This window comes from Bacillus sp. EU63 (assembly GCF_038592915.1).
Classification (GTDB): domain Bacteria; phylum Bacillota; class Bacilli; order Bacillales; family Bacillaceae; genus Bacillus; species Bacillus velezensis.
The window spans coordinates 3,027,262-3,052,380 of sequence record NZ_CP151944.1; the positions used below are offsets into that span (position 1 = coordinate 3,027,262).

The window sequence follows — 25,119 nt, forward strand, 5'->3', positions numbered from 1 at the left end:
ACATGCTAACACATGCGTTGCCACAGGAAGTGGCGCATTTAGCAGGTGTTCCTATGTTTTGAAGGAATGATCCTTCAAAACTAAACAAGACAGGGAACGTTCTGTTTATAAGACCCAAGGTCTTATATTCCGTTAAAATCCTTAGAAAGGAGGTGATCCAGCCGCACCTTCCGATACGGCTACCTTGTTACGACTTCACCCCAATCATCTGTCCCACCTTCGGCGGCTGGCTCCAAAAAGGTTACCTCACCGACTTCGGGTGTTACAAACTCTCGTGGTGTGACGGGCGGTGTGTACAAGGCCCGGGAACGTATTCACCGCGGCATGCTGATCCGCGATTACTAGCGATTCCAGCTTCACGCAGTCGAGTTGCAGACTGCGATCCGAACTGAGAACAGATTTGTGGGATTGGCTTAACCTCGCGGTTTCGCTGCCCTTTGTTCTGTCCATTGTAGCACGTGTGTAGCCCAGGTCATAAGGGGCATGATGATTTGACGTCATCCCCACCTTCCTCCGGTTTGTCACCGGCAGTCACCTTAGAGTGCCCAACTGAATGCTGGCAACTAAGATCAAGGGTTGCGCTCGTTGCGGGACTTAACCCAACATCTCACGACACGAGCTGACGACAACCATGCACCACCTGTCACTCTGCCCCCGAAGGGGACGTCCTATCTCTAGGATTGTCAGAGGATGTCAAGACCTGGTAAGGTTCTTCGCGTTGCTTCGAATTAAACCACATGCTCCACCGCTTGTGCGGGCCCCCGTCAATTCCTTTGAGTTTCAGTCTTGCGACCGTACTCCCCAGGCGGAGTGCTTAATGCGTTAGCTGCAGCACTAAGGGGCGGAAACCCCCTAACACTTAGCACTCATCGTTTACGGCGTGGACTACCAGGGTATCTAATCCTGTTCGCTCCCCACGCTTTCGCTCCTCAGCGTCAGTTACAGACCAGAGAGTCGCCTTCGCCACTGGTGTTCCTCCACATCTCTACGCATTTCACCGCTACACGTGGAATTCCACTCTCCTCTTCTGCACTCAAGTTCCCCAGTTTCCAATGACCCTCCCCGGTTGAGCCGGGGGCTTTCACATCAGACTTAAGAAACCGCCTGCGAGCCCTTTACGCCCAATAATTCCGGACAACGCTTGCCACCTACGTATTACCGCGGCTGCTGGCACGTAGTTAGCCGTGGCTTTCTGGTTAGGTACCGTCAAGGTGCCGCCCTATTTGAACGGCACTTGTTCTTCCCTAACAACAGAGCTTTACGATCCGAAAACCTTCATCACTCACGCGGCGTTGCTCCGTCAGACTTTCGTCCATTGCGGAAGATTCCCTACTGCTGCCTCCCGTAGGAGTCTGGGCCGTGTCTCAGTCCCAGTGTGGCCGATCACCCTCTCAGGTCGGCTACGCATCGTCGCCTTGGTGAGCCGTTACCTCACCAACTAGCTAATGCGCCGCGGGTCCATCTGTAAGTGGTAGCCGAAGCCACCTTTTATGTCTGAACCATGCGGTTCAAACAACCATCCGGTATTAGCCCCGGTTTCCCGGAGTTATCCCAGTCTTACAGGCAGGTTACCCACGTGTTACTCACCCGTCCGCCGCTAACATCAGGGAGCAAGCTCCCATCTGTCCGCTCGACTTGCATGTATTAGGCACGCCGCCAGCGTTCGTCCTGAGCCAGGATCAAACTCTCCGATAAAGTGTTTGACTGACTACGCACATCGCTGTGCGATTTATTTAAAACTTTGAATTAACAGGTACGTTTTATCTTGTTTAGTTTTCAAAGATCATTACCGCTTGTTGAAGCAGCTTTATTATCTTACCACTCAGCTCCTTTTATGTCAACAACTTTTTTTAAGTTGTTTCCGAAGCTTTTCGTTGTTGTCTGCTGTTCATCAGCGACGTTTAATAATATAACACCCTTTTGAAAATATGACAATAGTTTTTTTGAAAAAATCATTAATTATTTTCTTTCATACTTATTTCAGTTTCTCTTCTATAGAAAGATAAGCTGTCTTGTGGTTTGGCATATTTTCTTGTATAGTAAGATTGAACTAAATACTTGATGACCACAAGGGGAGCATTAAAGCTGAGAGTGAACGTTTTGTTCTGACCCTTTGAACCTGTTAGTTAACGCTGGCGTAGGGATGTGGCAAAGCCAAATGATTTGCAGTTTATGTAAGCAGCGCGCGGACCTTTTCCCACCCTTCCCCGCGCTGCTTTTTTGTTTATCCTTGATACGGTTGTCTGACCAGGGGGAAAACTATGAATCATTCAACACAGCTTGTGCGCTTAATTGAAATAGCGATTATGACCGGGGCGGCTGTCATTCTTGACATTGTCTCAGGTATGTTTCTCCGGATGCCCCAAGGCGGTTCGGTCTCTATTATGATGATTCCGATTTTTTTGATTTCATTCCGCTGGGGAGTGAAGGCCGGGCTTACGACAGGCTTTTTAACAGGGATTGTCCAGATCGCCATCGGCAATTTATTTTTGCAGCACCCGGTGCAGCTATTTCTTGATTACATCGCGGCATTTGCAGTCCTCGGTTTCAGCGGCTTGTTTGCTTCCGGTGTACGAGAATCGGCATTGAATAAAAAAAGAGGCGCTTTAACGATGTATGTTATAGGCGGTGTTTTCATCGGCAGTGTGCTGCGTTATGCGGCACATGTGGTCTCCGGAGCTGTCTTTTTCGGAAGCTATGCTCCGAAAGGCACGCCGGTATGGATTTATTCGTCCGTCTATAACGCGACTTATATGATTCCTTCTTTTATCCTTTCGGCCATTGTCCTTATCTTATTATTCATGACTGCGCCGCGGCTTCTTGAAGCTAAGCGGACGAACTGAAACAGCAGGCGGTTTACGCCTGCTGTTTTTTTATTCCGGGCTGTGCCGTTCGTTTGAATCACTCAGTTCTTTTGTAAGTTCATTTATACTTTGTTTTATGTTTCCTTTGCCTGAAAAATTCTCAATAAGCTCTTTTACATTGATTCCGGAAGATGCTTTTAAGCTTTCCTGAAGACCGGCCATTAAATTGGTTGCGTAGCCTGTGACTTTATTGGCCCCGCCGTTTTCACCGCTTCCTCCCGTATCAACGACGGTTATTTTATCAATGTTGGAAAGAGGCGCTGAGACTTGCTTCGCATATTCAGGCAGCATTTTCACAATCATATCAAGGATTGCAGCCTGCCCGTATTTTTCGAATGCTTCGGCGATTTTTTCTTTAGCTTCCGCTTCTGCGAGACCTTTCAGGCGGATGACTTCCGCTTCGGTTTCTCCTCTCGCCTTTTCAGCCTCCGCTTTAGCAAGACCGTCAATTCTCACGCGTTCCGCTTCCGCCTTGGCCATCGCTTCGATGCTGTACTGCTCGGCATCCGCTTCGGCGAGCTGCTTCGCTTTTGCGGCTTCGGCCGCTTGTTCCACCGAGTAACGGTCAGCATCGGCTTTTTTCTTCACTTCAGAGTCATATTGGCGCTCACGGCGCAGGATTTCTTTTTCTTCCAATTCAATCTGCTTTTGCCGCTCAATAATTTTAATTTGCATTTCCTGCTCTGTCACCTGCTGGCGGGCTTTTGCTGTTTCAAGATCATATGCCTGATCGGCATTGGCTTTTGCTGTATCCTGCTCTCTTCTGTATTCCGCCATTTTCAGCTGATTGATTTTTTCCGCTTCAGCTATTTCCGTCGCCCGCTCCAGCTCTGATTTTTTTGCGTCTTTATCAGCGGCCGCGCGTTTAATCCTCGTCTCTTTATCCGCTTCTGCCGTGGCAATGTCCGCATCCCGCTTGACTTGGGCGATTCTCGGCTTACCTAATGATTCAAGATAGCCGTTTTTATCGCGGACGTCTTTAATCGTAAAAGAAACGATCATCAGCCCCATTTTAGCAAGATCCTGAGACGCGACCCGCTGGACTTCCTGAGAAAACTTTTCCCTGTTTTTATAAATCTCTTCAACGGTCATGGAGCCGAGGATGGAGCGCAGATGGCCCTCCAGCACCTCCCGCGCCTCCTGCTCACGGTCTTCCTTAGATTTCCCCAAAAATTGTTCAGCTGCTGTTGCGATTTCACCGATGGAGCCTCCGATTTTAATAATGGCGGTTCCGTCGGCCATTACCGGCACGCCTTGTTCTGTATAGACTTCAGGTGTAGAGACATCAAGTTTGCTTGACAGTAAACTGAGAGGTTCTGCCTGCTGGAATACCGGGAGCACAAAAGTTCCCCCGCCCCGGACGATTTTCAGACGATTTCCGCCTTCATCAATGTGGACGTTCTTATTTCCCAAATAACTTCCGGTCACGATAAGGGCTTCGTCCGGCCCCGCCGTCCGGTACTTCGTAATAAATACAGCAATAAGTGCGATGAGTAAAAAGAATACGATTCCGATAACGATGATAATCGGCATAGTCATAACAGTTCCCCCTTAGATATCAGATTGGTTCATGCGGCGTCACAAAAAGCACTCCGTCTTTCACGTCAATCACTAATACGGCCGTTCCGTACTTGATCTGTTCTTGATCAAAGCTGACGGCTGATTTAGAAATGGCGCCCCCTATTCCCTCTATGATCACTTCTCCATAGCCGTCTTTCGGGACGGAAGTAATGACCCTGCCGACTCTGCCCTTTAAATCCGTCTCCCGATATGCGAGCGATTCTTCCGCTGATGAAAGCGGGACAAGGACGAAGAAGTGAAGCAGGCTGACCAAAAGAACCGAAAGAACAAATGAAAGCAACGCAATGACAGGACTTGATAGCGGAGCGGCGATTTCGCCGATATAACCTGAGGCTGAAAAGATTGTTAAAAAAGACAGAATCAATGCAGGGTTTAAAAATGAAACAGGAATGGCTTCCGAGAGGCCGTGAAACACATCTTGAAAAAACAGAATCAAAAGCGTGAGACTTCCCGAAATAATCAATGTGTAAAGATAGACCGTTTCAAGCGGCAGATGAAATATGTTCATCTTCTATCCTCCTTTCGGCCGAGGTGTCGGAGTGTTACTTTATATACGGATGTAAAGGTAAATGGTTTCAATTTTCTGATAAGGAAGGCTGATTACATGATTATCCAATCCGGATATGATATGTTTACTCTAAAGGAGGAGATAGGATGAGCATTTTTAATGAAGCCAGACAGCAGACCTGGGAAGAACTGAAAGGACTCTCTGATGAGGAATTCAACCGAAAGCCCGCGGCTGATGAGTGGAGCGTGCGGGAAGTCCTTGACCATTTAAAGAAAATTGACGAAACAGCGCAGACCCTTTTATCAAAGCAGGCAAAAGACGCACCGTTTAAAAAAATCGAAGAAAAACCGATGGAGTTTATAGAGGACAGAACAAATAAACGGCCGGCGCCGTCACACCTCGAACCTGAGCAAAACCGAATATCAGTCATTGAAGCAAAACAAGAATTAGATACGGCAAGACAGCAGCTGACCGCAGTTATTTCATCATTAAACGAGGAAGACTTAGAACGTGTGCTTCCCCATCCTGTTTTTCAAGAACTGACGATCCGCCAGTGGATTGATTTTATCGGCCATCATGAAAAGCGTCACATCAATCAAATAGAAGAAATCAAACAAAAAATCGAAAAGGTCTGAGTCAGACCTTTTCGATTTTTTTCTTGGCGCGTTTCGGTTCATAAGAATGGATGGTGACCGCATCGCCCGTGCATATATCACCCGGGCGTTCAACAATACAGACAATTCCTCTTCTGCCCATCGCGTGCCTCACAAACGCCGCGGCGAGTTTTGGCTGATCCGGATAAAAGGATTGAATGACTTCTCCCGGCTGAATGCACGGATCATTTTCTCCCTCGCACAACAGAGACGCACCGCTTGGAAATATTATTCTGCTTCCTTCTTTAAGCGGCGTCAGTGCAGAAAAACCGCTGATTGCGATGTTAGCGCCGAGCCATTCGGGAAAGATATGAGAAATCCCCATCTTCTCCGCAATGTCATCACATTCCTCCATGGACACGATTGAAATTTGTCTACGGTTAAAAATTTCTGTTCCTCTTTCATACATCGGCTCACGCGCGCCGGCCTTTTTTGTCAGTCCGAAATGCAGGTCACCGGGAAACCCGCCGTATTCCGCACGAAGCTTGTCCATCTTTTTGGTAACAAATTGTTCGGTATCCGCTATATATACGCCTTCCGTCTTTGCTGTTATGCGTTTCCACATCAGCCACCACCGCCTTTTTCTTGACATTATCCTTAAAAAACCCCGCTCTGTAAAGGAGCGGGGTTCATTTATTATACCGTTTTCGGCGTTAAGTCAAAGCAGCGTTTGTAAATCCAGTTGTATGCTTTCTCATTCAAATCTCTTGGATTTCCGAAAGTTTGCGGATCTTTCATGGCTTCTTTTGATAAACGTTCAATCATGTCCGGAGACACACCTTGTTCTTCTAAACTCGGCACCTCTAAATCTTTTACAAGATCATACATCCAGTTGACGGACGCTTTTGCCGCTTCATCGGTTGTCATGTTGCTTGTATCGATTCCGAATGCTTTGGCGATGCGGGCGAATTTTTCCGGATAGCCTTTCCAGTTGTATTCCATTACCGGCCCCATCATAGCTGCGACGCATTGTCCGTGAGCGACAGGGATGATGCCGCCGAGCGTCTGGCTCATCGCATGCGCCGCGCCTGCTGATTCACTGCCGTATGAAAGGCCGGCAAGCATCGCCGCCTGCGCCATGCCGTATCTTGCTTCCAAATCCTCCCCGTCCGCAAACGCGCGCTTAATATAATGCGCCGCATATTCAATGGCCATTAAAGCGACGGCATCAGTGATCGGCTGCGCGAATTTCATCGTATAGCACTCGATGGCGTGCGCAAGTGCGTCAATACCTGTCATGGCCGTCACATGCGGAGGCATGGACGTGTGCAGCTCAGGGTCAATGACCGTTAAATGCGCGGCGATAAGCGGTCCGCCCGTATTGAATTTAAATTCTCTTTCTTCATCTGTAATGACCGCCCATTGTGTAACCTCTGAACCTGTTCCCGCAGTCGTCGGGATCGTTGTCAGCGGAGGAATACGGTTTTCCAGCGGCTTTTTGCCTTCCGCGGCTTCATAATCAAGCACGCTTCCTTCGTGTGTCGCTTCTACCCCGATCGCTTTCGCTGTATCCATGGAGCTTCCGCCGCCGACAGCCACAAGGCCGTTGCAGTTTTCTTTTTTATACAGTTCTGATCCTTCGTTTACAAGACGTACAGGCGGGTTCGGCTCCACTTTGTTAAACAGGACGACTTCGATGCCCGCTTCCTGTAAAGATTCAATGACCGGGTTTGCCACTCCCGCGTTATAAATTCCCGGGTCTGTTACGAGCAGCGCTTTTGTGACGCCAAGCGCTCTGACTTCACTTCCCGCGTGCTGAATCGCGCCGATTCCGTGTTTAATGACTGTCGGGATTTCGAATGTATGGAATTTATGCATGCTTTCTACTTTCATATTTAATGTCATATTGTATCTCCTCCTCGTTATGCTTGAAACCAGTTCACAGCCGCAGGTTTCGTGTTGCGGTAAATATGTTTGATTTCCGTGTATTCTTCCAGACCGATTTTGCCGAGTTCGCGGCCGAAGCCCGATTGTTTGTACCCGCCCCATGGCGCTTGCGCGAAATACGGGTGGAAATCATTGATCCATACCGTTCCCATCCGCAGTTTGGCGGCTACGCGTTCGCATTTTTCAATATCCTTTGACCATACCGCTCCGGCCAGCCCGTAAATGGTATCGTTGGCAAGTCTGATCACTTCTTCTTCAGAAGAAAATGACTCAACTGTTAAAACGGGGCCGAAGATCTCCTCTTGGACTATCCGCATATCAGACTTGCAGTTTGAGAAAATAGTAGGTTCATAGAAGAAACCGTTTTGAAGGGCGGGATCATCAGGACGTTTGCCGCCTGTTTCCAGTTTTGCCCCTTCTTCGATGCCGATTTCTACGTATTTTTCGACTTTGGCCCGATGCTCGGCGGAAATCAGCGGACCGCTTTCCGTATCTTCATGAAAACCGTTTCCTAATTTGATGCGTTTCGTACGCTTGATCAGCTCGGCTAAAAATTCATCATGAATGGCTTCGTCCACCAAAAGACGTGACCCTGCCGAACAAACTTGGCCGGCATGGAAAAACACGGCGTTCAGCGCTTGATCTGCAGCTGTTTCGAGATCTGCATCTCGAAACACGATATTCGGATTTTTGCCGCCAAGCTCCAGGGCAATCTTTTTCACGTTGCCGCTTGCCGCCTGCATGATTTTTTTGCCTGTTTCAATTCCGCCCGTAAAAGAGACCAAATCGACGTCGAGGTTTCTCGCCAGCTCATCGCCGACAGAAGCGCCCGGCCCCAGCACGAGATTGGCGACCCCTTTCGGAATACCGGCTTCTTCTATTAATTGAAAGACTTTAATGGTTGTCAGCGGAGTAATCTCGCTCGGCTTTAAAACGATCGTGTTTCCGGCCGCAAGAGCGGGAGCGATTTTCCAGCTCGCCTGAAGGAGCGGATAGTTCCACGGCGTAATTTGTCCGCATACGCCAATGGGCTCTCTGACGATTTTACTTACGGAATCGGGAATCGGAGATGAAATGACCTCGCCTCCGTCTTTATCCGCCAAACCGGCATAATATTGAAATACATTTGCGATATCATCCATATCGGCTTTACTTTCTTCAATCGTTTTTCCTGTATCGAGCGATTCCAGCTCAGCTAATTCGTTCAGATCGCGTCTGATTAATTCCGCAATTTTCAGAACAAATTGGCCGCGCTCGAGCCCGGAAAGCACCGGCCACTCCCCTTCATCAAATGCTTTTCTGGCTGCGGCGATGGCTTTCACCGCATCGTTCCGGTCTCCTTCGCATACCGTTGCAATTTCTTCTTGATTAAATGGATTAATGATACGGCGGGTCTGTTTTTTTTCTGCACTGATCCATTCGCCGCCGATATAAAGCGTTTTGCTCATAAGAGTCCTCCTTACCGAAAAGTAAGTTTGTTAAATAAAAATTTAATGTTTTTAACAATATTAATTTAACACATGTTTTTTTGCCTGTCAAAACCCGATCAGTCCGTTTAGATTTTGACATTTTGTCATGATTCGTTAAGATTAAGAACATAAAGAAATGACTTAACAAATTTAAACTTCAAGAGGAAAAGAGGGACAATATGGATGAGAATCCAGAATTCGCAGCTATAGAACAAGCCAGGGATCTTGTCATTGATTCCATTGCAGAGACGATGGATCTTTACGGAATCACACGGAGTGTCGGGATTTTATACGGAACAATGTATATGAGGGATGAAATGACGCTTGACGAAATGCGTGAGGAACTGCAGATGAGCAAACCGAGTATGAGCACAGGCGTCAAAAAGCTGCAGGATTTAAATGTGGTCAAAAAAACCTTTCACCGCGGCACACGGAAGCATACGTTTGTAGCGGAAAAAGATTTCTTTACGTTTTTCACGAATTTCTTCCCGCCGAAATGGGATCGTGAAGTTCAGGTGAATTTGTCCGCCATCGTACAGGCCCAGGCGGATTTGCAGTCCGTTTTGCTGGCCGAGGAAGGCAACGCGGAATTACAGGAAGAAGCGCGGCAGTTATATGATCAGCTTGAAAGTTCGAAAGCTTATTATGATTGGCTGAAGCGGCTCGCCGACTCGGTTCAGAGCGGGGAGATTTTTAAATTTATTCCGATAGAAACGGACGAAAAAAACGCCTGAATCAAAATCAGGCGTTTTTTTGTCGTGATTTGATTATTTTTGAGAAAATATAGGAATATAACCCCATTTACTTCCATTAAAATTGATGGTAAATTTTTATAGGTATGGTCGTTCTTTTTTAAGAACAATCAGCAAATTTTTTTTAGGGGGATTTATGAAAATGAAACACAAGTTTTTCTCAACTGTCATGGCAAGTTTATTCGGCCTGGTTTTGCTTCTTTCTCTGCCGACAGCGTCATTCGCCGCTGAGTCAGGCTCAACCGTTCACGAGCCGGAAATGTCCACGAAAGCGACTGCTACCTTATTTGCAAAATATACAGGTGCCAGCCAGCAGGAATGGTCATTTTCTGATATCGAATTGACGTACCGTCCGAACACGATCCTGAGCTTAGGCGTTATGGAATTTACCCTTCCTAGCGGATTTGCGGCTACAACAAAAGATACAGTCAACGGACACGCTTTGCGTGAAAGACAAATTCTGAATAACGGCAAAACAGTCAGACTTCCGTTAAACATTGATTTGCTCGGCGCAGCGGAATTTAAGCTTTCTCTTAATAATAAAACATTGCCTGCTGCAGGTACATATAAGTTCCGTGCAGAAAATAAATCATTAAGCATCGGCTCTAAATTCTATGCTGAGGACACAATTGTTGTTCAAAAACGCAGCACACCGCCGACACAGCCTTGCGACTGCTAATAATTGCGAAAAAAGACCGGCACAAGCCCCTCGCTTGTCATCCGGTCTTTTTTTTGTGCTGTTTTCTTTCTTCCGGCCCTCGCATTGACAAACCCTTGAAACAGGAGTACATTCTTGTTTGTTGTATTTGGAGTGACGAAAACAGTTTCTTAAGGAGTTATGAGGATTGGGAAAAATCAAAAATAAACAATTTGCCGTCATCGGACTCGGCCGTTTCGGCGGAAGCATCTGTAAAGAGCTTTTTAAAATGGGGCATGAGGTGCTTGCGGTCGATATCAGCGAAGAGCGGGTCAACGCATACTCCTCTTATGCCACGCATGCTGTGCGGGCAAATTCAACGGAAGAAAGCGAGCTTCAGTCGCTCGGCATCAGAAATTTTGAATATGTCATCGTAGCAATCGGCGCCAACATTCAGGCAAGTACGCTGACGACGCTGTTATTGAAGGAGCTGAACATCCCTAATATTTGGGTGAAAGCGCAAAACTATTATCATCACAAAGTGCTTGAAAAGATCGGTGCTGATCGTATTATCCATCCCGAAAAGGATATGGGCGTGCGGATTGCGCAAAGCCTTTCGGATGAAAACGTCTTAAATTATATTGATTTGTCAGATGAATACAGCATCGTGGAGCTTTCAGCCACGAAAAAGCTGCATTTAAAATCCATTCTTGATCTCGGCGTCCGGGCCAGATTCGGCTGCACCATTCTTGCCGTGAAACATAACGGAGACATTCAGCTGTCCCCTTCTCCGGAGACTGTCATTCATGAATGTGACTGCCTTGTGCTGATGGGGCATAAACGTGATATTAAAAGGTTTGAAACTGAAGGGATGTAAAAAAAGCCGGCGGGCTGCCGGCTTTTTTTGATGCTTATGTTTCTTCACTTAACTGGACGGCGGTTTGGTCAACCCAGCCGATCAGCTCATCTTTCACTTGAATTTGGTACCAGACGGATTCTCCGTTTTGTTTTTCAGATACGACTTTAATATGCTGGCCGGTAAACTTTTGCGCCGATGCCAGTTTTATAGAATGCCGCTCTTTTGACGGCTTCGACCACACGTCTTCAATGGCGTGGTCTTTGATGGCGCCTTTCATATCAACTGCTTTAAGAGAGGCATTGATTTTGTCATATTCATTCAGGTTATAGGTTTCTATGACATCTTTAATTTTTTCAGCATAGCCGGGGTCTGTGGCGTAGCCGGATTTTTGAAGGGCAGCCGCCGCTGTTTTATAATTGTCCGCTTCAATGACGGGCTTGTACTTCTTTTTATTCCAAGACGTTCCGTTGACAAATAATTTTGCATGGTCATCCATTGATTCAAAAAACGTGCTGTATTTACGGAATTTTGCCCGAATCGTTTTTCGTTTTCCTTTTTCAAATTCATCCGTTTTCATCGTGACGTGTTTTCCTTTATAATCACCTTTTACACCGAACAGGTTGCGCGCTTTCCCCGCAAGCTCACTGTTCCCCCAGTCCGATTCGAGAATGGCCTGTGCGAGGGTGATGCTCGGAAGGACATGATATTTCTCATATAAAATTTGAGCATGCCCGGAAAGGCTGTCAATAAAGACCTGCTGCTCGTCCACCTCTTCAGGCGGTTTTTCTTCCGTCACTATGAATTTCGAAAACACCATTGATACCAGAAATAATCCGAATATAAGAGATACAGCAAAAAGGCACCCAAGCACCCTTTTGGTCTTTGCTTTCTTTTTCATATCAACCTTCCTTTAATTCCGGAATCACTAGATTTATAATTTTACTGGTCATTGATGAAAATTTCAATTAAATAGGGAAAAAGACGGAGAAAGAACACATTGTGCAAATAAAAAAGACTCCTCTTTGAGGAGTCTTTTTTGTTATGCCATGCTCAGCTGAGGGCCGAACAATTCATATTGAACGGAATCAGAGTCAAACCCGAGGGCAAGAACCATGTCTTTCATTTGTGTCATAAACTGCGCTGATCCGCACAAGTAAAATTCAGCATCTTGATTCAGATGAAGCTGCTCCAGGAAGGTTTGATCAATCCTGCCGCTGTAAAAAGGCTTGTCTCCTGAGCGGTCTTGTTCTGCCGGTTCACTGTATACATAAATGACGTTAATATTCGGATGATTCTCCGCAGCTTGTTCAGCCTCTTTGCGGAACGCGGCGTACTCTCCGTTTTTCGCGGCATGAATAAAAGTAACGGAACGCTCCGGCTGTTTTTCGGCGGCTGTTTTCAGCATGCTCATCATCGGCGTGATTCCGGAGCCGGCACTGATAAGAACAACCGGTTTTTCGGAAGAAGACAGCTTGAAATCCCCGGCGGGTGCGCTGACTTCAAGTTTATCTCCCTCTTGAACTTCATTGTGGAGATGAGAAGAAACCGCTCCGTCCTTTTTCACAGAAATCCGATATGCCCCTTTTTGAGAAGCATCAGACAGGCTGTACTGGCGAATGTGCGTATAAGGAGAATCCGCAATCCGCACTTTAATGCTGATATATTGTCCCGCTTCAAATCCAGGAAGCGAAGAGCCGTCACTCGGTTTGATATAAAATGATGTAATATCTTTGCTTTCTTTCGTTTTCTGTATAACCGTAAATTCTTTATACCCCTGCCATCCGGCTTCATTGTACATGTCTTTTTCAATGCCGATGAAAGCCTCCGCAATAACACCGTAAGCTTTTTCCCATGCCTGCATAATCTCAGGAGTTGCGGCATCCTGCAGCACATCCTTAATTGCCAGAAGCAGGTACTTTCCGACAATCGGATAATGTTCCGGTTTTACACCGATGCTTGTGTGTTTATGGCCGATCTGTCTGACCGCCGGAATGATTTGTTCTAATTGATCAATATTCGCCGCAGCCGCAATGACTGCATTTGCCAATGCTGCGCGCTGAGTCTGTTTCTTTTGGTTCGTTTGGTTAAACATATTTAACAGTTCGGGATGATCTTGAAACATCAGGTTATAAAAGCGTCCGGTGATGTTTTCTCCATGTGTTTTCAATACGGGTACTGTGCTTTTGATGATGTCTATTGTTCTCTCATCCAGCATGTTAATCCTCAACCCTTCTAAAGATGTATTTTCAATATATCTTTATAGTAAGAGATATTTCGAATAAAAGATATATTGAAAATGAATCTTTAAAAAAGTCGTCACAATATTGTGTTGGATTTGGAATTTATGGATTTCACCTCCTTTTTTTATCACCCGGTGAAACAGGGACACATATATTTGGGAATATACGTTTAAAGATGAAAGCGGGGGAGTGCATGGTTTCCGATATCGATTACACGTCTCCGAATACACAATTCACTTATGATGTGAATGAGAGCCGTTTTTTTACGAAAGATGCTCGGAACTTTATCAATGTATTGGGGATTAAACAGTTAAACACGCTTGAAAATATTTCATTATTAGATATCTTTCTGAGCAAAACAAATGTGATTGAACCGCATACCCATCAAAACGCCGCTGAATTGGTGTACTGTATTTCGGGTTCCGCGGTGGTGTCGATGCTGAATCCGTTCACTCAGAAAATACGGAATTATCCGATCTCTTCAGGACAAGTGGCGAATGTTCCGCAGGGGTGGTGGCATTATGAAGTCGCCACTTCAGACAAAACCCACCTTTTGGCCATATTTGACGCCCCTTCGCCTGAAGTGATATACGGCTCGGATATTCTCCGTCTGACGCCGCCTGAGATCATGGCGCATACGTACTGTCTGAATGAGCATGAGTGGGAAAAAGCCGTTTCACCGATCCGGCAATCAACTGTGATAGGTCCCGATAAATACTGCGGACAGACTGAAAACACGGGTATTCTTGATATGAATAAGCCTTATCAGCCAAATACGCATTATCCGAATGATCCGTATCGGCATTATGATACGCCGTTATATTGGGGATATTAAACGGAGAGCCGGAGCGGCATTCAGCTCGACAGAAAGAGCCCCTCATTGGAGAGGGGCTCTTGATCATTACGGTCCGGTTCCGCAGCTTACTTTGTACTCGCCTTCGGACGATTTTTTTGAATAACATACGTGCGGCGTCTGTCCGGTTTCATCTTTCCAATTGAACCAATTTACATAATAAAGGTTCCCGGCCTCTCCGCCGTCTTCTTCTTTTTGAAGAATCGCAAAGTAGCTTTGATACGGATATCCTTTTTTATAAATGTCATGCCTGATGGCTCCTTTTTCTGAAGCAGACGTGAAGATGACGGGAGAAAGAGCCGGAAGCGCTGTCAAAAAAAGCGCCAGTGCCGCTGACAGAGATAATATAAGATAGATTTTCTTTTTCATTTTCTCTCTTTCCTTTATTTTGAGTTATTTGAAATGAAGCAGAACACAGAGGCTGCCGCAGAAGATGAAAAAACAAAAAAACCCTTATTTATAGAATAAGGGTTTAAAGGTATGGAGCCAAGGGGGCTCGAACCCCTGACCTCTACGCTGCCAGTCTGGAGATGAGTTTCTGATACAAACAGACGTTTTATTTTGAAACCTTATTTTATAAGGTTTGCTGACCAGCCTTTCTGATAAAAAATCTTCTGTTTTGGCTAAAAATGAACAAGTTGGTCCCTAATTCGTCCCCATCTGTCCCCAAATAGGATTATAAATTAAAGTTAATTTTCCACTAGACCTGCCATCAAAACGCCCATCACAATCAATAATAATAGTAAAAGTAAACAAAGTGCTAGGATAACAAAAGAAATATACTTAGCAATTCCTTTAGGTGATTTGATTGCTAGAATACTCCCCACGACAATTCCTAGGATTCCAAGTGCCCAATGAATATGAGGCAGAAAGTACAATGTGAATAAAAGGATGATAAGCGACACTATTCCAAAATACTTTATCATTTCTCTCCTTTCTATTTTCCCTCCATTAAATTTGAAAATTGAGCTTATCAATTCTTATATATTTTTAAGATCTAAAAATATAGAGTGCCATATTTTTTTAATATTAGCATAGATTTATCGTTCGAGCTTTATGACGACGGATACATACGCGCGGTTATCTGCGCAGTTCATTACGGGACCACATACGGAAGGAAACTCGTGTCGAGAACTTAAAGGTGGATACATTATTGTATTTGATTCTCTTTTATCCGTTGAGACTTATGAAGTGGGAGATGATCAAATGACTGATTTTGAACGAAAAGTGTACCGGATTATCTTTAACATGATCCAATGATGAATTGAAGAGAAAAACCGGCAAGGATGAACGCGCTAACCGGGAAGCAGTGAAGAACCTCATGAAGCAGCGTATGCTGGAATGGGATAAGAATAAAAACAAGTGGATGTTTTGAAACAATATAATGAAGAAACTAAAAAAGCCTTTTCCGTAGAAAAGGCGTAAGTCGTTCAAGTTTGAAAACGATCTGAAGCTACTTTGATTGTATCTTGTGCTTGTTTTTCTACTGAGTTCATACCCAACCCACATACTAAAGTCAATGACAGACCCAGGACGATGAAGATGCTCTTTTTAAAATTCATACAGGCACTCTCCTTCTTAGGTTTGATTACGATCAGACGAAACTTGATATGATCCATCAAATGAAACAGCCGATGTTGCTAGACCGACCCCTGACATTAAAACGACAGCCGACACAATGATAAATACGCCTTTTCTAAAATTCATACAGGCATTCTCCCCTCTGAATTTGTTTTTGCGTTTGAATCATTTTTTGATGATAAAAATAAGATTTGTCATATTGCTTTGACTCTGCATAAACAGCAGCCGTATCAAGAGCAATATCTTCTACATACGAATAGTTTTTATTTTTCTCAAGGTAATCAATTGTTTTTTTGATTCCCATTTGGTCTATTGCATTAATATATAAAGCCTCCAAATATTTTTGCAGAGATTCAAACAGCTTATCTCCTTGAAATATCGCTGATGAAAGTCCCTTTTTGCTGATTTGAATCGCCTCGCTTGTTTTCCCTTGTTTAAATAGAAGCTTTGCGTATGTAAACAAGGAATGCGGAAGGTTACCCAATTTATACTTCTCAGATATCTCCGCTGCTTTTTTTAAGTAGATTTCAGCTTTATTGTATTCTTCTAAGTCTCCGTAATTCTTTCCTATGTTGTAATAAGCAGAACTGAGCAGCCTTTCATTATTGTTTACTTGTTTCGACAACTCTAAAGCTTTTTCTAAATGCGGCAAGCTTTTTTCATAACGTTTAAAGTCTACATAATTCCCTGATATGACAAATAGACATTGAATTTTCCGGACCTTATACAACTCATACTGATCGTAAATATCGAGCGCTTGCTTTACGTGATGCATGGAGACGTGGCTTTGTTTCATACCGTAATATGCTTCAGCCAGTTTAAAATGAAACTCCGCTCTCTCAATTTCATCATGCACATGAACGAGTTGTTTTTCAGCCTCTTTATAAAAGCCGATCGCCTTTACATACTGCTTTTGATCAAATTCATACATGCCGCGGAAAAATAAAGAATAATAGAACAGCAGGCCGGAAATTCCTTTATTTGATGCTTCAATTTTTTCCAGCAGCTCGTCAATTGTCGGTCTCACGCGGGTAGTCACCGGTTCTAAATAATCCAGCATAAGCTGATGGCGGAATTTCATGAGGGTGTAGTAAATCAGTAGATACTCGTCTTCTTCCATCTCATTTATTTCTTGTTCCACTTCCGCTTTCAAAATCTCCGCATCCGGAACACTGAACTGACGTATCATTTTGTACCATTCATTAATCTTAACGCCAACCTCCGATGATGGTAAAAGAGAACTCACAAGGCCACTCCTCCTTTTATATAATATTCTAACATTTCCATAATATGTTTAAACGAAAAAAAACCGCAATGCGGTTGTGCCCTCATTGTGTCAAAGGAATTAGGTAAGTGGAATCCACTTACCTAATTCCTTTCACTAGCCTATTCTTATTACTTGTCTAATAATAATCCATAACCAACAACATATTTTCCATCATCAGCCTTCCTAAATCTTAACTGAAATTTTCCATCAGCGTTCTTTACAGTGAATTTTTTTGTAACTTCCTTACTCCCTGAGATAGTTACGGTACTCTGTAAAACCCCTACTCCCAATGTATTAGCCCTATATAAATCAACGCTAAATTTGCCTCCCACTGTAGGATTTATCTTCAGAGTTCTCGAATGAGTTCCACGTGAAAAACTAATTAAATCTGAATTCAGTTTGTATTTAAAATCATAATGAAAAGTATAGGAACCTACAGCAAATGCCACAGTTGGCACTGTAAGAGCACCTAAAAGAACTAATGAATAAAAGGCTTTTTTGAGTTTCATTTACAAATCCCTCCACAAATTTAATAGTTTCAAATTTTCATTGCTCGGTTTGTCGATGCTTTTAATAATAATAATCAAGAATGGACTGATTAATCTAAAAAACAAATAACCCAATAATACGCCCACTGTATTAAGGATGATGTCATCAAAAACAAAGCTACGATAAGTAACCCCTAAAATAGTGGAAATACATAATTGAGTTAATTCAATCCCACCTGAAACTGCAAAACCTAAAGTTACTACGGATTTAGCTTTGTTAAAACGCCTCCAAAGAATTGGAGCATAGAATCCTAAGGGAAATAATAAAAGTATATTACCCCCAATTTGTTTAAGGAGGGCATTTACAAGATGATTCGGATTTGCCATAACAACCTTATAAATGTCTGAGAAAGGAATAAAGCTATTTTGTTGTGCAGTGTTTGACTCTATCATCATCTGAATGTAACGTTTGCTGATTGGAATAGGAAGTAAGGTTTCACTTATGACAAGGACACAATATATAAAAAAAGTAAGGTACACAATTTGTTGAACAACAGAGGTTTTTCGTTTTCTGTATCGTAGAAACATCACAACTGAATAAATAATCAACAAAGGTACCAATTGTGGCCAAGTAAATATCAATATATCCCCCAATGTATTTCACCTCCTTCTCACCTCTATATAGAAAGTTCCATACAAATAAGGAAATACCTTAAATCGAATACAAATTTTGTATAAATAAATAAAAAATTATGGGGATTTGTGGTTTGAAAAAATGAGGACATTTGATAATTGACTTTATGTCGAGAAGTCAAACAGGGCATTTTTTCATGTGCCCTGTTCTATTTAATTTTGTCGTGTAGAGTTGTTATGCTTTAGATCAAGGAATGTAACCGCTGAATTTCTGTCTTTTGATTGAGCACCCAGAAGGAAGGGATCTACTCTCAAAGTCAATGTATCGGTTCCAGAAATCTTACCTTTTTTACCCGGAAGTTTTGAATGAGGAATGATTATAAACTTAATTATATACCTGCCTTCTTTGTCTTCGGATAATTTAACGCCTCCTTTAGTGGTAACAGAGAGTGTCTCATCCTTATAGAATTTACGGATATTGTCTAATATATCTTTACAGAAAAGTTCTTGCATAAAAACATCAAATACATCCTGAGACACTTTTGAGTTCATTGTGTATTCTGGTTTAGCAGCAGCTACCGTAATAGAGCTTAACGAAAAACATAAAATCATCATCATGATTATTTTTTTCATAATATCATCTCCTTGTACCTTAACGTTTACATTTTTTTATTCCTTTATACAACTTAAGCATTGCAAACTATAAAGAGCCCTCTCCTCTAAAAAAGAGGGCTTTTTAATTAGTGAAGTAAAGACTCCAATTTCGCTTTCGTTTTCGTTCCGTAAATGCCGTCAGCAGGCAGGCCATACATGGACTTAAAAAACAAAAAACCCTTCTCGTCATAAGAAGGACTTTCATTCATCATACGGCCGATACTTTTATCGTTTAAATGCAAAATCCCCCCGCATTTGCGGAGGGACAAAAATTCTCATTAATTATCTTGCAGTAAAAATTCACAAACATTTGGCTTAATATGCTGTCTTTGAAGACTCATTAATAAATATTTGGTTTCAATTTCAGAAGAAAAGATTTTATCCTTATAACTCTCAAATTCTTTTCTTGTTGGTTTTTCGTTTTTAAAGACTTCTTCAACCGCAATGCCAAACGCATCAAACTTCTTACCCGCAGAGTTTTTTCTTAAATTGAGAGACTCTTTTTCGCCATTAAGACGATTAGAAAAGATGCTTAAAATCTCTACAGTTGCTTCGACTTGCTTCTCATTTAAGTTGTGATCTAAAGCAAACATAAAAAATGGATAATCATCACCATTTATAATTGTTTTTAATAAATAATTTTGGTACTTGAGAAGCTCTACTTCTTTTTCTAAACTCATGGAGTCACTCCTTTATCGTCATCCAATAACTTGCATAATCGCCCATGCAATAGTACGAGCAGCTGATTGCGGCAGCTCCAAATCAAAAATCATAAAATCAACCAACTTTTTCTCAATGTCACTGGAAACTTTGTCAAGGAAATCAGCCAGCTCTTTGGAATACTTTTTAACATAACTTGCATTTTTCTTGCTTAACAGACTTAGTAAATCCCCTGCAAAATCACCGCCGTATCTAAGAGCAAGAACAAGCGCATCTTTCTTCCATCCCTGTGCAGAAAATTCACCGCTTGTATTTCCAACTGATTTGCTTTTAGACTCAGCAATAGTCTGCAACTCAGTTTTTTGAACTTGGGCATACGTTAATAATTCATTACCTTTATTAGAACTTCTTTCTGCCGCAAAAGAGGTTAGTGGGGAAGCTGAAAGCATTATTGTAAAGGCTAAGCAACCAGCAAGAACTTTTTTCTTTAGCATCATTTTCTCCTATTAGTAGATGCATCTACAAGTGTTATTTGGCCCAAACAAATTATAACATTAAAATTTTACTTAAAATACATATTTTTCATAAGATACATTAAATAGTATTTTTGTCATTGTATTACCCGAGTAAAAATAAGTAAGTACTCTCTTTAATTTATGCGATTCATTACAATACTAATACAAAAACTGGTAGCATTTATTTTGAGTCCACAACGTTGGGTTTAGGTGAAAATAAGTGAATTATAAGAAAATCACTTCCCTTATTCGTTTGGAAATCAATTGTTTATCAAAAAGGTTCGCCCTATTAAACAAAGACAGAACTCTATTTTCACTTTAATAGTGCTTCCAGTTCAGCTTTTGTTTTAGGTCCATATACTCCGTCAGCAGTCAGGCCGTACATGGACTGGAACCGTTTTACCGCGTTTGCTGTTTTCGCGCCATATGCGCCATTAATCCCGAAATTCTTTGCGGTCTTATCGGGCTAATAATGAAGAGCCGCCAGCGCTGTCTGAATCTGTTTTACGGCCTTCCCCTCGGGTCAATGGGCTTGTGACTTTAAAAATACCCGCAGGCAGGCTGAATTTTGATTTTTGAGTAGTTTTAGGCTTTGAGGCTGTTGCCTTCTTTTTTCCGCCGCTTTTCAGCTCGTTATCTTACAAACGGTAGTTTGTGGCTTGGCGATACGACAACCAGAGCATCTGACACAGCAGAATTCACAATCAGAAAAATTCAAATAAGAGAAGGAGACGTCCGGAGAGAATTTGCTCTAAGCCCATATGATACTCAGCTGATTGATGGCTCTGTTACATCTTCCATAATTCAAGATGCAACCATAACAAGTGCGAAAGTAGCTGAAGTGGCAATCGGGACAGCGGCTATCAGGTCAACGCAACATAATCTCTAAATTCAACGAAAGATCGCTGATCCATCGCATTAAGAATCGCCCGCATTTCGTCAGGTGAAAGGATATTTATAGGGCTCTCCGGGTTCGTTATTAACGTAACCTCTTCGAATGGGTTATCGTCCGCATATGCCTCTTTAATCGCGAAACGAAAGAAAGTCCGTATGGTCTTAATATAGTCGTTAACTGACCGCGGGGATAACCCCTGCGTCTTATGCTCGTCCAATTTGAAATTATGCCCGTCGAACTTTATTTTATCGTTGATCAGCCACGATACGAACCCGCGCGCAAAGTCAACGTCAATATGACGTATGTCCGCAGACACTCCGATCTCTTCAGCATAATCCGACAAATACCGACAAGCACGCATGTACTTATCGATCGTTTCCTGAACGACATTCTCAGCGCGTTTGGCATCGCACAGTCTATCGAATATGTATTCGAGATCGTACGTACCTTTTCGCGTTGTCTTTACCGAGGCCCTTCCGGCCTTTACACGCTTACCTTTTCGATTTTCTGAATGCATAAAAAATCGCCTCCCATTTCGTATGGAAGACGATTGAAAAACGGTGCGCCACGCTGTCCGAATCGGAAGCGCTACGCTGTTTTAGTCACCGGGTAAGTCATCGTTTAGCCAACGTTGATATACCGCGGTTTCATTCGGGTATGGAGCCAAGGGGGCTCGAACCCCTGACCTCTACGCTGCCAGCGTAGCGCTCTCCCAGCTGAGCTATGGCCCCGTGCTGTAACGTCATGTTTTATTATAGACGAGTCTTCTTTGAATTTCAAGCAGAAAATTCAGTTTGCTCATATTTTCCTGAGACATTTTTCGAACATAAAAAGAAGACCCTCCGGGGGCCTCTTCGTTTATCGCACGAGCATGATTAAAATGATGCCGAGGATGACACGGTAAATGGCGAACGGGACAAGCTTAATCCGATTGATGAGCCGAAGAAAAAACTTGACGACTAAGAGGGCGACGACAAAGGCGCAGATAAAGCCGACAAGAAAAAACGGAATCATGTCATAAGAAAGACTGCTCCAGTATTTCACCAGCTTCAGAAGGCTTGCGCCCGCCATAATCGGAATAGCCATAATAAATGTGAAGTCTGCGGCTGCCCGGTGATTCAAGCCGACAATGACACCTCCGGCAATCGTTGAGCCTGAGCGGGAAAATCCGGGCCATAAGGCGAGACACTGGAATAATCCGACACAGAAAGCCTGTTTGTAGGTGATTCTGTCCACCGTATCGATCGTTTCTTTCCTTTTATTGATCCAGTCCGCTATAAGCATAAGCACGGCTCCGGCAATTAATCCGTAAGCGACCGTTCTGACAGAGAATAAATAGCGGTCAATGAAATCCTCAAATAAAAAGCCGAGCACCGCCGCCGGAACAAGACCGACGGCGATTTGCGCGATGGTCAGCCTGTATCCCTTCTGCTGATCGCGCGTGACGTTTTTTTTGAGGCCGAGTAAATGTAATATCCGATCCTTAAACACAATGGCCACCGCCAGAATCGAACCGAGCTGAATCACCACTTTGAAGGAATTGGCGGCTTCCGGATTCATCAGGCTTCCGGATTTCAGCCAGATGTCATCCGCTATGATCATATGTCCCGTGGAAGAAACCGGCGCGTACTCCGTCAGCCCTTCCACGATTCCCAAAACGGCTGCTGTGAACATCTCCCATAGTGTCATCCCATTCTTCCCTTCATTCATCATTTACAAAAGAGAAGCTCTCCTCTGAAGGAAAGCCTGTCTTATAATAAATATCATGTCCGTTCCGATTTTATGACTTCGATACAGCATCATTTTTTTCTTCTTCATATAAATGCGAACGCATTTTGAACCAATCAAACAGATGGGTCGTGACCACTTTGATGACCGCATACCCCGGGATGGCTAAAATAATGCCGACAACCCCGAACAGCTTTCCGGCGGTTAAAAGAACAAATATGATGGTAATCGGGTGAATGTGAAGATTTTTCCCCATGATCTGCGGCGAAATTAATTTTCCTTCCACGAGCTGGACAACGGTCCATACAATCGCAAGCTTCAGCAACATCAGAGGCGAAGTGACCAACGCGATAATAATCGCCGGCGTGATGGCAATGGTCGGCCCTAAATACGGAACAACGCTCGTACAAGCGGCAATGACCGCAAGCAGTGACGCATAATCAAGTCCGATAATCAGATAGCCGATAAATAATAAAAATCCGATGCAGAAGCTGACGATGACCTGTCCTCTGATATAGGAGCTTAATCTGTGGTTCATTTCACTAAGCATCGTATACGTTTGTTCTTTCAGACGGGTGGGCACAAACTTTAAGATATAGATTGGCAGTTTTTTGCCGTCTTTCAGCAAATAGAACAGAATAAACGGCACGGTCACAATTGAAATAATCACTTCCGTCAGCGCGCCGATAAAATTCCCGACTCCGGTAAATGTGCTGTTTGCAATTGTTGCAGCCTGCGCCGATACTTTATTAGCAAGATCGGAAATGTTGATATTCATCGTCTTTTGCGCCTGATTTACAAAATCGCTTCCGATCATGCTTTTCGTCTGATCTTCAACAATATCCACATATTTCGGCAGATTGTCGATCAGACTCATGATCTGTTCCTTTAAAAACGGAATAATCGAAACGATCGTAATCGAAATCAGCCCTATAATAATGAGGTAAAGGAGCAGGATGGAATAGACTCTTTTCACTCTTATTTTTTCCAATATATCTACGATCGGATTAAGCAGATAATAAACAATTCCTGTCAAAATGACGGGGAGCGCAATCGTTTTGAGCAGGACGATAATAGGTGTGAAAATAAATGATGTCTTCATAAAGACAAGGATATTGAGACCGATGAGCAGCAATACAAGCAAAAACAAGACAAATTTATTGTCTAAGAAAAACTGTTTAAATCTGCCGCCCCATGTTTGCAATGTTTCCACTATTGTTCCTCCATCATATGTATTTTACTTAAATTGTACACTATCGTTCCTGTAATGAAAAATAATAACCGGTCTCTATGGGAATTTTTCCTATCCCTTTAGCTGCCAGCCTTTTTCCCATTTATGTTTCTTAGAAAAAAAGCTATAATGTAAGCCAATACATAGAAGGAGCGATAGCAATGATTCGATTTGCAACAGTCGGAACGAATTGGATTACAGAACGATTTCTGGAGGCGGCTTCTGCTATTGATGATTTTCAATTAACGGCGGTTTATTCCAGAACTGAGGAACGTGCGGCGGAATTCGCCGGCAAACACGGCGCTGCTCATTATTTCACCAGCCTGAAAGAAATGGCGGAAAGCAAAGCCTATGACGCGGTGTATCTCGCCAGCCCGAATGCATTTCACAAAGAGCAGGCGGTCCTTTTTATGGAACACGGCAAGCACGTACTGTGCGAAAAACCGTTTGCGTCTAACGCAAGGGAAACGGATGAAATGATTCACGCAGCCAAAACGAACGGCGTTCTCTTGATGGAAGCCATGAAAACAACGTTCCTGCCGAACTTCAGCATGCTTCAAAACCACTTACATAAAATCGGACCCGTCAGGAGATTCACGGCAAGCTACTGCCAATATTCATCACGATATGATGCATATAAAAACGGTACGGTGCTAAACGCGTTTAAGCCTGAATTATCGAACGGTTCGTTAATGGACATCGGCGTGTACTGCATTTATCCGGCCGTCGTCCTGTTCGGCAAACCGAAAAACGTCATTGCGACCGGTCATAAACTAGCATCCGGCGTTGACGGCGAAGGCACGGTCATTCTGTCATACGACGGATTTGAAGCGGTGCTGATGCATTCGAAAATCTCAAATTCGTTTGCCCCGGCGGAAATTCAGGGTGAAGACGGCACGATCGTTCTGGACAGCATTCACGGACCGGAACGGGCGGAAATCCGCTATCGTGACGGCCGGACGGAAGACATTTCAGTCCCTGATCTGAAACCATCGATGTACTACGAAACGGCTGAATTCATCAATCTTCTTCGAAACGGACAGCGGGAGTCTTCCGAAAATACATTTGAACGTTCTTTCATTACGGCAAGCATTATGGAAGAAGCGAGAAAACAAATCGGAATTGTCTTTCCCGCCGATCAAAACTAAAAACATCCGCCCGGAT

At 43.5% G+C, this 25,119-nt stretch carries 24 protein-coding genes, 1 tRNA gene, 1 rRNA gene, 1 pseudogene and 1 riboswitch; of the genes and pseudogenes, 7 read left to right on the plus strand and 20 right to left on the minus strand.

What is annotated here, in order from left to right:
* Positions 1–145: 145 nt before the first annotated feature.
* A 16S ribosomal RNA gene (locus NYE38_RS15145) occupies positions 146–1,695 on the minus strand.
* Positions 1,696–2,060: 365 nt separating this feature from the next.
* Positions 2,061–2,161, plus strand: a riboswitch (TPP riboswitch).
* 100 nt (positions 2,162–2,261) lie between these two features.
* On the opposite strand from NYE38_RS15145, the gene thiT reads away from it, so the two are divergent.
* On the plus strand, positions 2,262–2,843 hold the full coding sequence (gene thiT, locus NYE38_RS15150; protein WP_007410163.1) for an energy-coupled thiamine transporter ThiT: 582 nt from the start codon (positions 2,262–2,264) through the stop codon (positions 2,841–2,843).
* Between the two features lie 30 nt (positions 2,844–2,873).
* Here thiT and NYE38_RS15155 read toward each other — a convergent pair whose 3' ends face one another.
* Complete coding sequence (locus NYE38_RS15155) at positions 2,874–4,403, minus strand: flotillin family protein (RefSeq protein ID WP_014418715.1); 1,530 nt, start codon at positions 4,401–4,403, stop codon at positions 2,874–2,876.
* Positions 4,404–4,422: 19 nt separating this feature from the next.
* A complete protein-coding gene (locus NYE38_RS15160) occupies positions 4,423–4,953 on the minus strand; it encodes an NfeD family protein (protein ID WP_017419514.1) in 531 nt (176 codons plus the stop codon).
* A 146-nt stretch (positions 4,954–5,099) separates the two neighbouring features.
* On the opposite strand from NYE38_RS15160, the gene NYE38_RS15165 reads away from it, so the two are divergent.
* Complete coding sequence (locus NYE38_RS15165) at positions 5,100–5,588, plus strand: DinB family protein (RefSeq protein ID WP_017419515.1); 489 nt, start codon at positions 5,100–5,102, stop codon at positions 5,586–5,588.
* A 1-nt stretch (position 5,589) separates the two neighbouring features.
* On the opposite strand, the gene NYE38_RS15170 is transcribed toward NYE38_RS15165, so the two are convergent.
* The 3 genes from NYE38_RS15170 to betB all read right to left on the minus strand — a co-directional run bounded on the left by NYE38_RS15170 (position 5,590) and on the right by betB (position 8,941).
* On the minus strand, positions 5,590–6,171 hold the full coding sequence (locus NYE38_RS15170; protein WP_017419516.1) for an MOSC domain-containing protein: 582 nt from the start codon (positions 6,169–6,171) through the stop codon (positions 5,590–5,592).
* A gap of 71 nt (positions 6,172–6,242) precedes the next feature.
* Positions 6,243–7,451, minus strand: a complete 1,209-nt coding sequence (gene gbsB / locus NYE38_RS15175) for a choline dehydrogenase (protein ID WP_014418719.1) — start codon at positions 7,449–7,451, stop codon at positions 6,243–6,245.
* Positions 7,452–7,468: 17 nt separating this feature from the next.
* Complete coding sequence (betB, locus tag NYE38_RS15180; protein ID WP_017419517.1) at positions 7,469–8,941, minus strand: betaine-aldehyde dehydrogenase; 1,473 nt, start codon at positions 8,939–8,941, stop codon at positions 7,469–7,471.
* A 200-nt stretch (positions 8,942–9,141) separates the two neighbouring features.
* Between betB and NYE38_RS15185 the strand changes: the two genes are divergently transcribed.
* The 3 genes from NYE38_RS15185 to NYE38_RS15195 all read left to right on the plus strand — a co-directional run bounded on the left by NYE38_RS15185 (position 9,142) and on the right by NYE38_RS15195 (position 11,228).
* Entirely contained in the window at positions 9,142–9,696 is a 555-nt protein-coding gene (locus NYE38_RS15185; RefSeq protein WP_014418721.1) for a GbsR/MarR family transcriptional regulator, read from the plus strand.
* A gap of 160 nt (positions 9,697–9,856) precedes the next feature.
* The gene (gene bslA / locus NYE38_RS15190; RefSeq protein ID WP_025650408.1) at positions 9,857–10,393 is read left to right on the plus strand and encodes a biofilm surface layer hydrophobin BslA; all 537 of its coding nucleotides are present in this window, start codon (positions 9,857–9,859) and stop codon (positions 10,391–10,393) included.
* 166 nt (positions 10,394–10,559) lie between these two features.
* Entirely contained in the window at positions 10,560–11,228 is a 669-nt protein-coding gene (locus tag NYE38_RS15195) for a TrkA family potassium uptake protein (protein WP_014418723.1), read from the plus strand.
* Between the two features lie 34 nt (positions 11,229–11,262).
* Here NYE38_RS15195 and NYE38_RS15200 read toward each other — a convergent pair whose 3' ends face one another.
* Positions 11,263–12,108, minus strand: a complete 846-nt coding sequence (locus NYE38_RS15200) for a glucosaminidase domain-containing protein (protein ID WP_014418724.1) — start codon at positions 12,106–12,108, stop codon at positions 11,263–11,265.
* 141 nt (positions 12,109–12,249) lie between these two features.
* A complete protein-coding gene (hmpA, locus tag NYE38_RS15205; protein WP_025650409.1) occupies positions 12,250–13,425 on the minus strand; it encodes an NO-inducible flavohemoprotein in 1,176 nt (391 codons plus the stop codon).
* Between the two features lie 218 nt (positions 13,426–13,643).
* On the opposite strand from hmpA, the gene NYE38_RS15210 reads away from it, so the two are divergent.
* Positions 13,644–14,285 carry a cupin domain-containing protein gene (locus NYE38_RS15210; protein ID WP_025650410.1) on the plus strand — a complete coding sequence of 214 codons (642 nt, stop codon included), beginning with the start codon at positions 13,644–13,646 and terminating at the stop codon, positions 14,283–14,285.
* A 66-nt stretch (positions 14,286–14,351) separates the two neighbouring features.
* Here the strand turns inward: NYE38_RS15210 and NYE38_RS15215 are convergent, their stop codons facing one another.
* The 12 genes and pseudogenes from NYE38_RS15215 to NYE38_RS15270 all read right to left on the minus strand — a co-directional run bounded on the left by NYE38_RS15215 (position 14,352) and on the right by NYE38_RS15270 (position 23,937).
* Positions 14,352–14,672, minus strand: a complete 321-nt coding sequence (locus NYE38_RS15215) for a hypothetical protein (RefSeq protein WP_014418727.1) — start codon at positions 14,670–14,672, stop codon at positions 14,352–14,354.
* A 1,327-nt stretch (positions 14,673–15,999) separates the two neighbouring features.
* Positions 16,000–17,130: a tetratricopeptide repeat protein gene (locus tag NYE38_RS15220; protein WP_063637108.1), complete on the minus strand. Its 1,131-nt coding sequence runs from the start codon at positions 17,128–17,130 to the stop codon at positions 16,000–16,002.
* A 149-nt stretch (positions 17,131–17,279) separates the two neighbouring features.
* Positions 17,280–17,660 carry a hypothetical protein gene (locus NYE38_RS15225; protein WP_017419390.1) on the minus strand — a complete coding sequence of 127 codons (381 nt, stop codon included), beginning with the start codon at positions 17,658–17,660 and terminating at the stop codon, positions 17,280–17,282.
* Positions 17,661–18,293 carry a VanZ family protein gene (locus NYE38_RS15230; RefSeq protein ID WP_017419391.1) on the minus strand — a complete coding sequence of 211 codons (633 nt, stop codon included), beginning with the start codon at positions 18,291–18,293 and terminating at the stop codon, positions 17,661–17,663. It abuts the gene before it with no gap.
* 192 nt (positions 18,294–18,485) lie between these two features.
* A complete protein-coding gene (locus NYE38_RS15235) occupies positions 18,486–18,905 on the minus strand; it encodes a hypothetical protein (RefSeq protein ID WP_017419392.1) in 420 nt (139 codons plus the stop codon).
* 299 nt (positions 18,906–19,204) lie between these two features.
* Positions 19,205–19,606 carry a DUF1878 family protein gene (locus NYE38_RS15240; RefSeq protein WP_017419394.1) on the minus strand — a complete coding sequence of 134 codons (402 nt, stop codon included), beginning with the start codon at positions 19,604–19,606 and terminating at the stop codon, positions 19,205–19,207.
* An 18-nt stretch (positions 19,607–19,624) separates the two neighbouring features.
* Positions 19,625–20,083, minus strand: coding sequence for a hypothetical protein (locus NYE38_RS15245; protein WP_224443207.1), 459 nt, complete (start codon positions 20,081–20,083; stop codon positions 19,625–19,627).
* Between the two features lie 331 nt (positions 20,084–20,414).
* A pseudogene (locus NYE38_RS15250) lies at positions 20,415–20,733 on the minus strand (peptidoglycan-binding domain-containing protein); the annotation flags it as partial.
* Between the two features lie 231 nt (positions 20,734–20,964).
* Positions 20,965–21,513 (minus strand): phage integrase SAM-like domain-containing protein, encoded by a 549-nt coding sequence (locus tag NYE38_RS15255; RefSeq protein ID WP_017419396.1) that lies wholly within the window; start codon positions 21,511–21,513, stop codon positions 20,965–20,967.
* Between the two features lie 141 nt (positions 21,514–21,654).
* Positions 21,655–21,727 (minus strand) — tRNA-Ala (locus NYE38_RS15260).
* Between the two features lie 127 nt (positions 21,728–21,854).
* A complete protein-coding gene (locus NYE38_RS15265) occupies positions 21,855–22,685 on the minus strand; it encodes an undecaprenyl-diphosphate phosphatase (protein WP_007613337.1) in 831 nt (276 codons plus the stop codon).
* 91 nt (positions 22,686–22,776) lie between these two features.
* Complete coding sequence (locus NYE38_RS15270; RefSeq protein WP_014418728.1) at positions 22,777–23,937, minus strand: AI-2E family transporter; 1,161 nt, start codon at positions 23,935–23,937, stop codon at positions 22,777–22,779.
* Between the two features lie 179 nt (positions 23,938–24,116).
* Here NYE38_RS15270 and NYE38_RS15275 point away from each other — a divergent pair, with 179 nt between their 5' ends.
* Complete coding sequence (locus NYE38_RS15275; RefSeq protein WP_015240454.1) at positions 24,117–25,103, plus strand: Gfo/Idh/MocA family oxidoreductase; 987 nt, start codon at positions 24,117–24,119, stop codon at positions 25,101–25,103.
* Positions 25,104–25,119 lie beyond the last annotated feature (16 nt).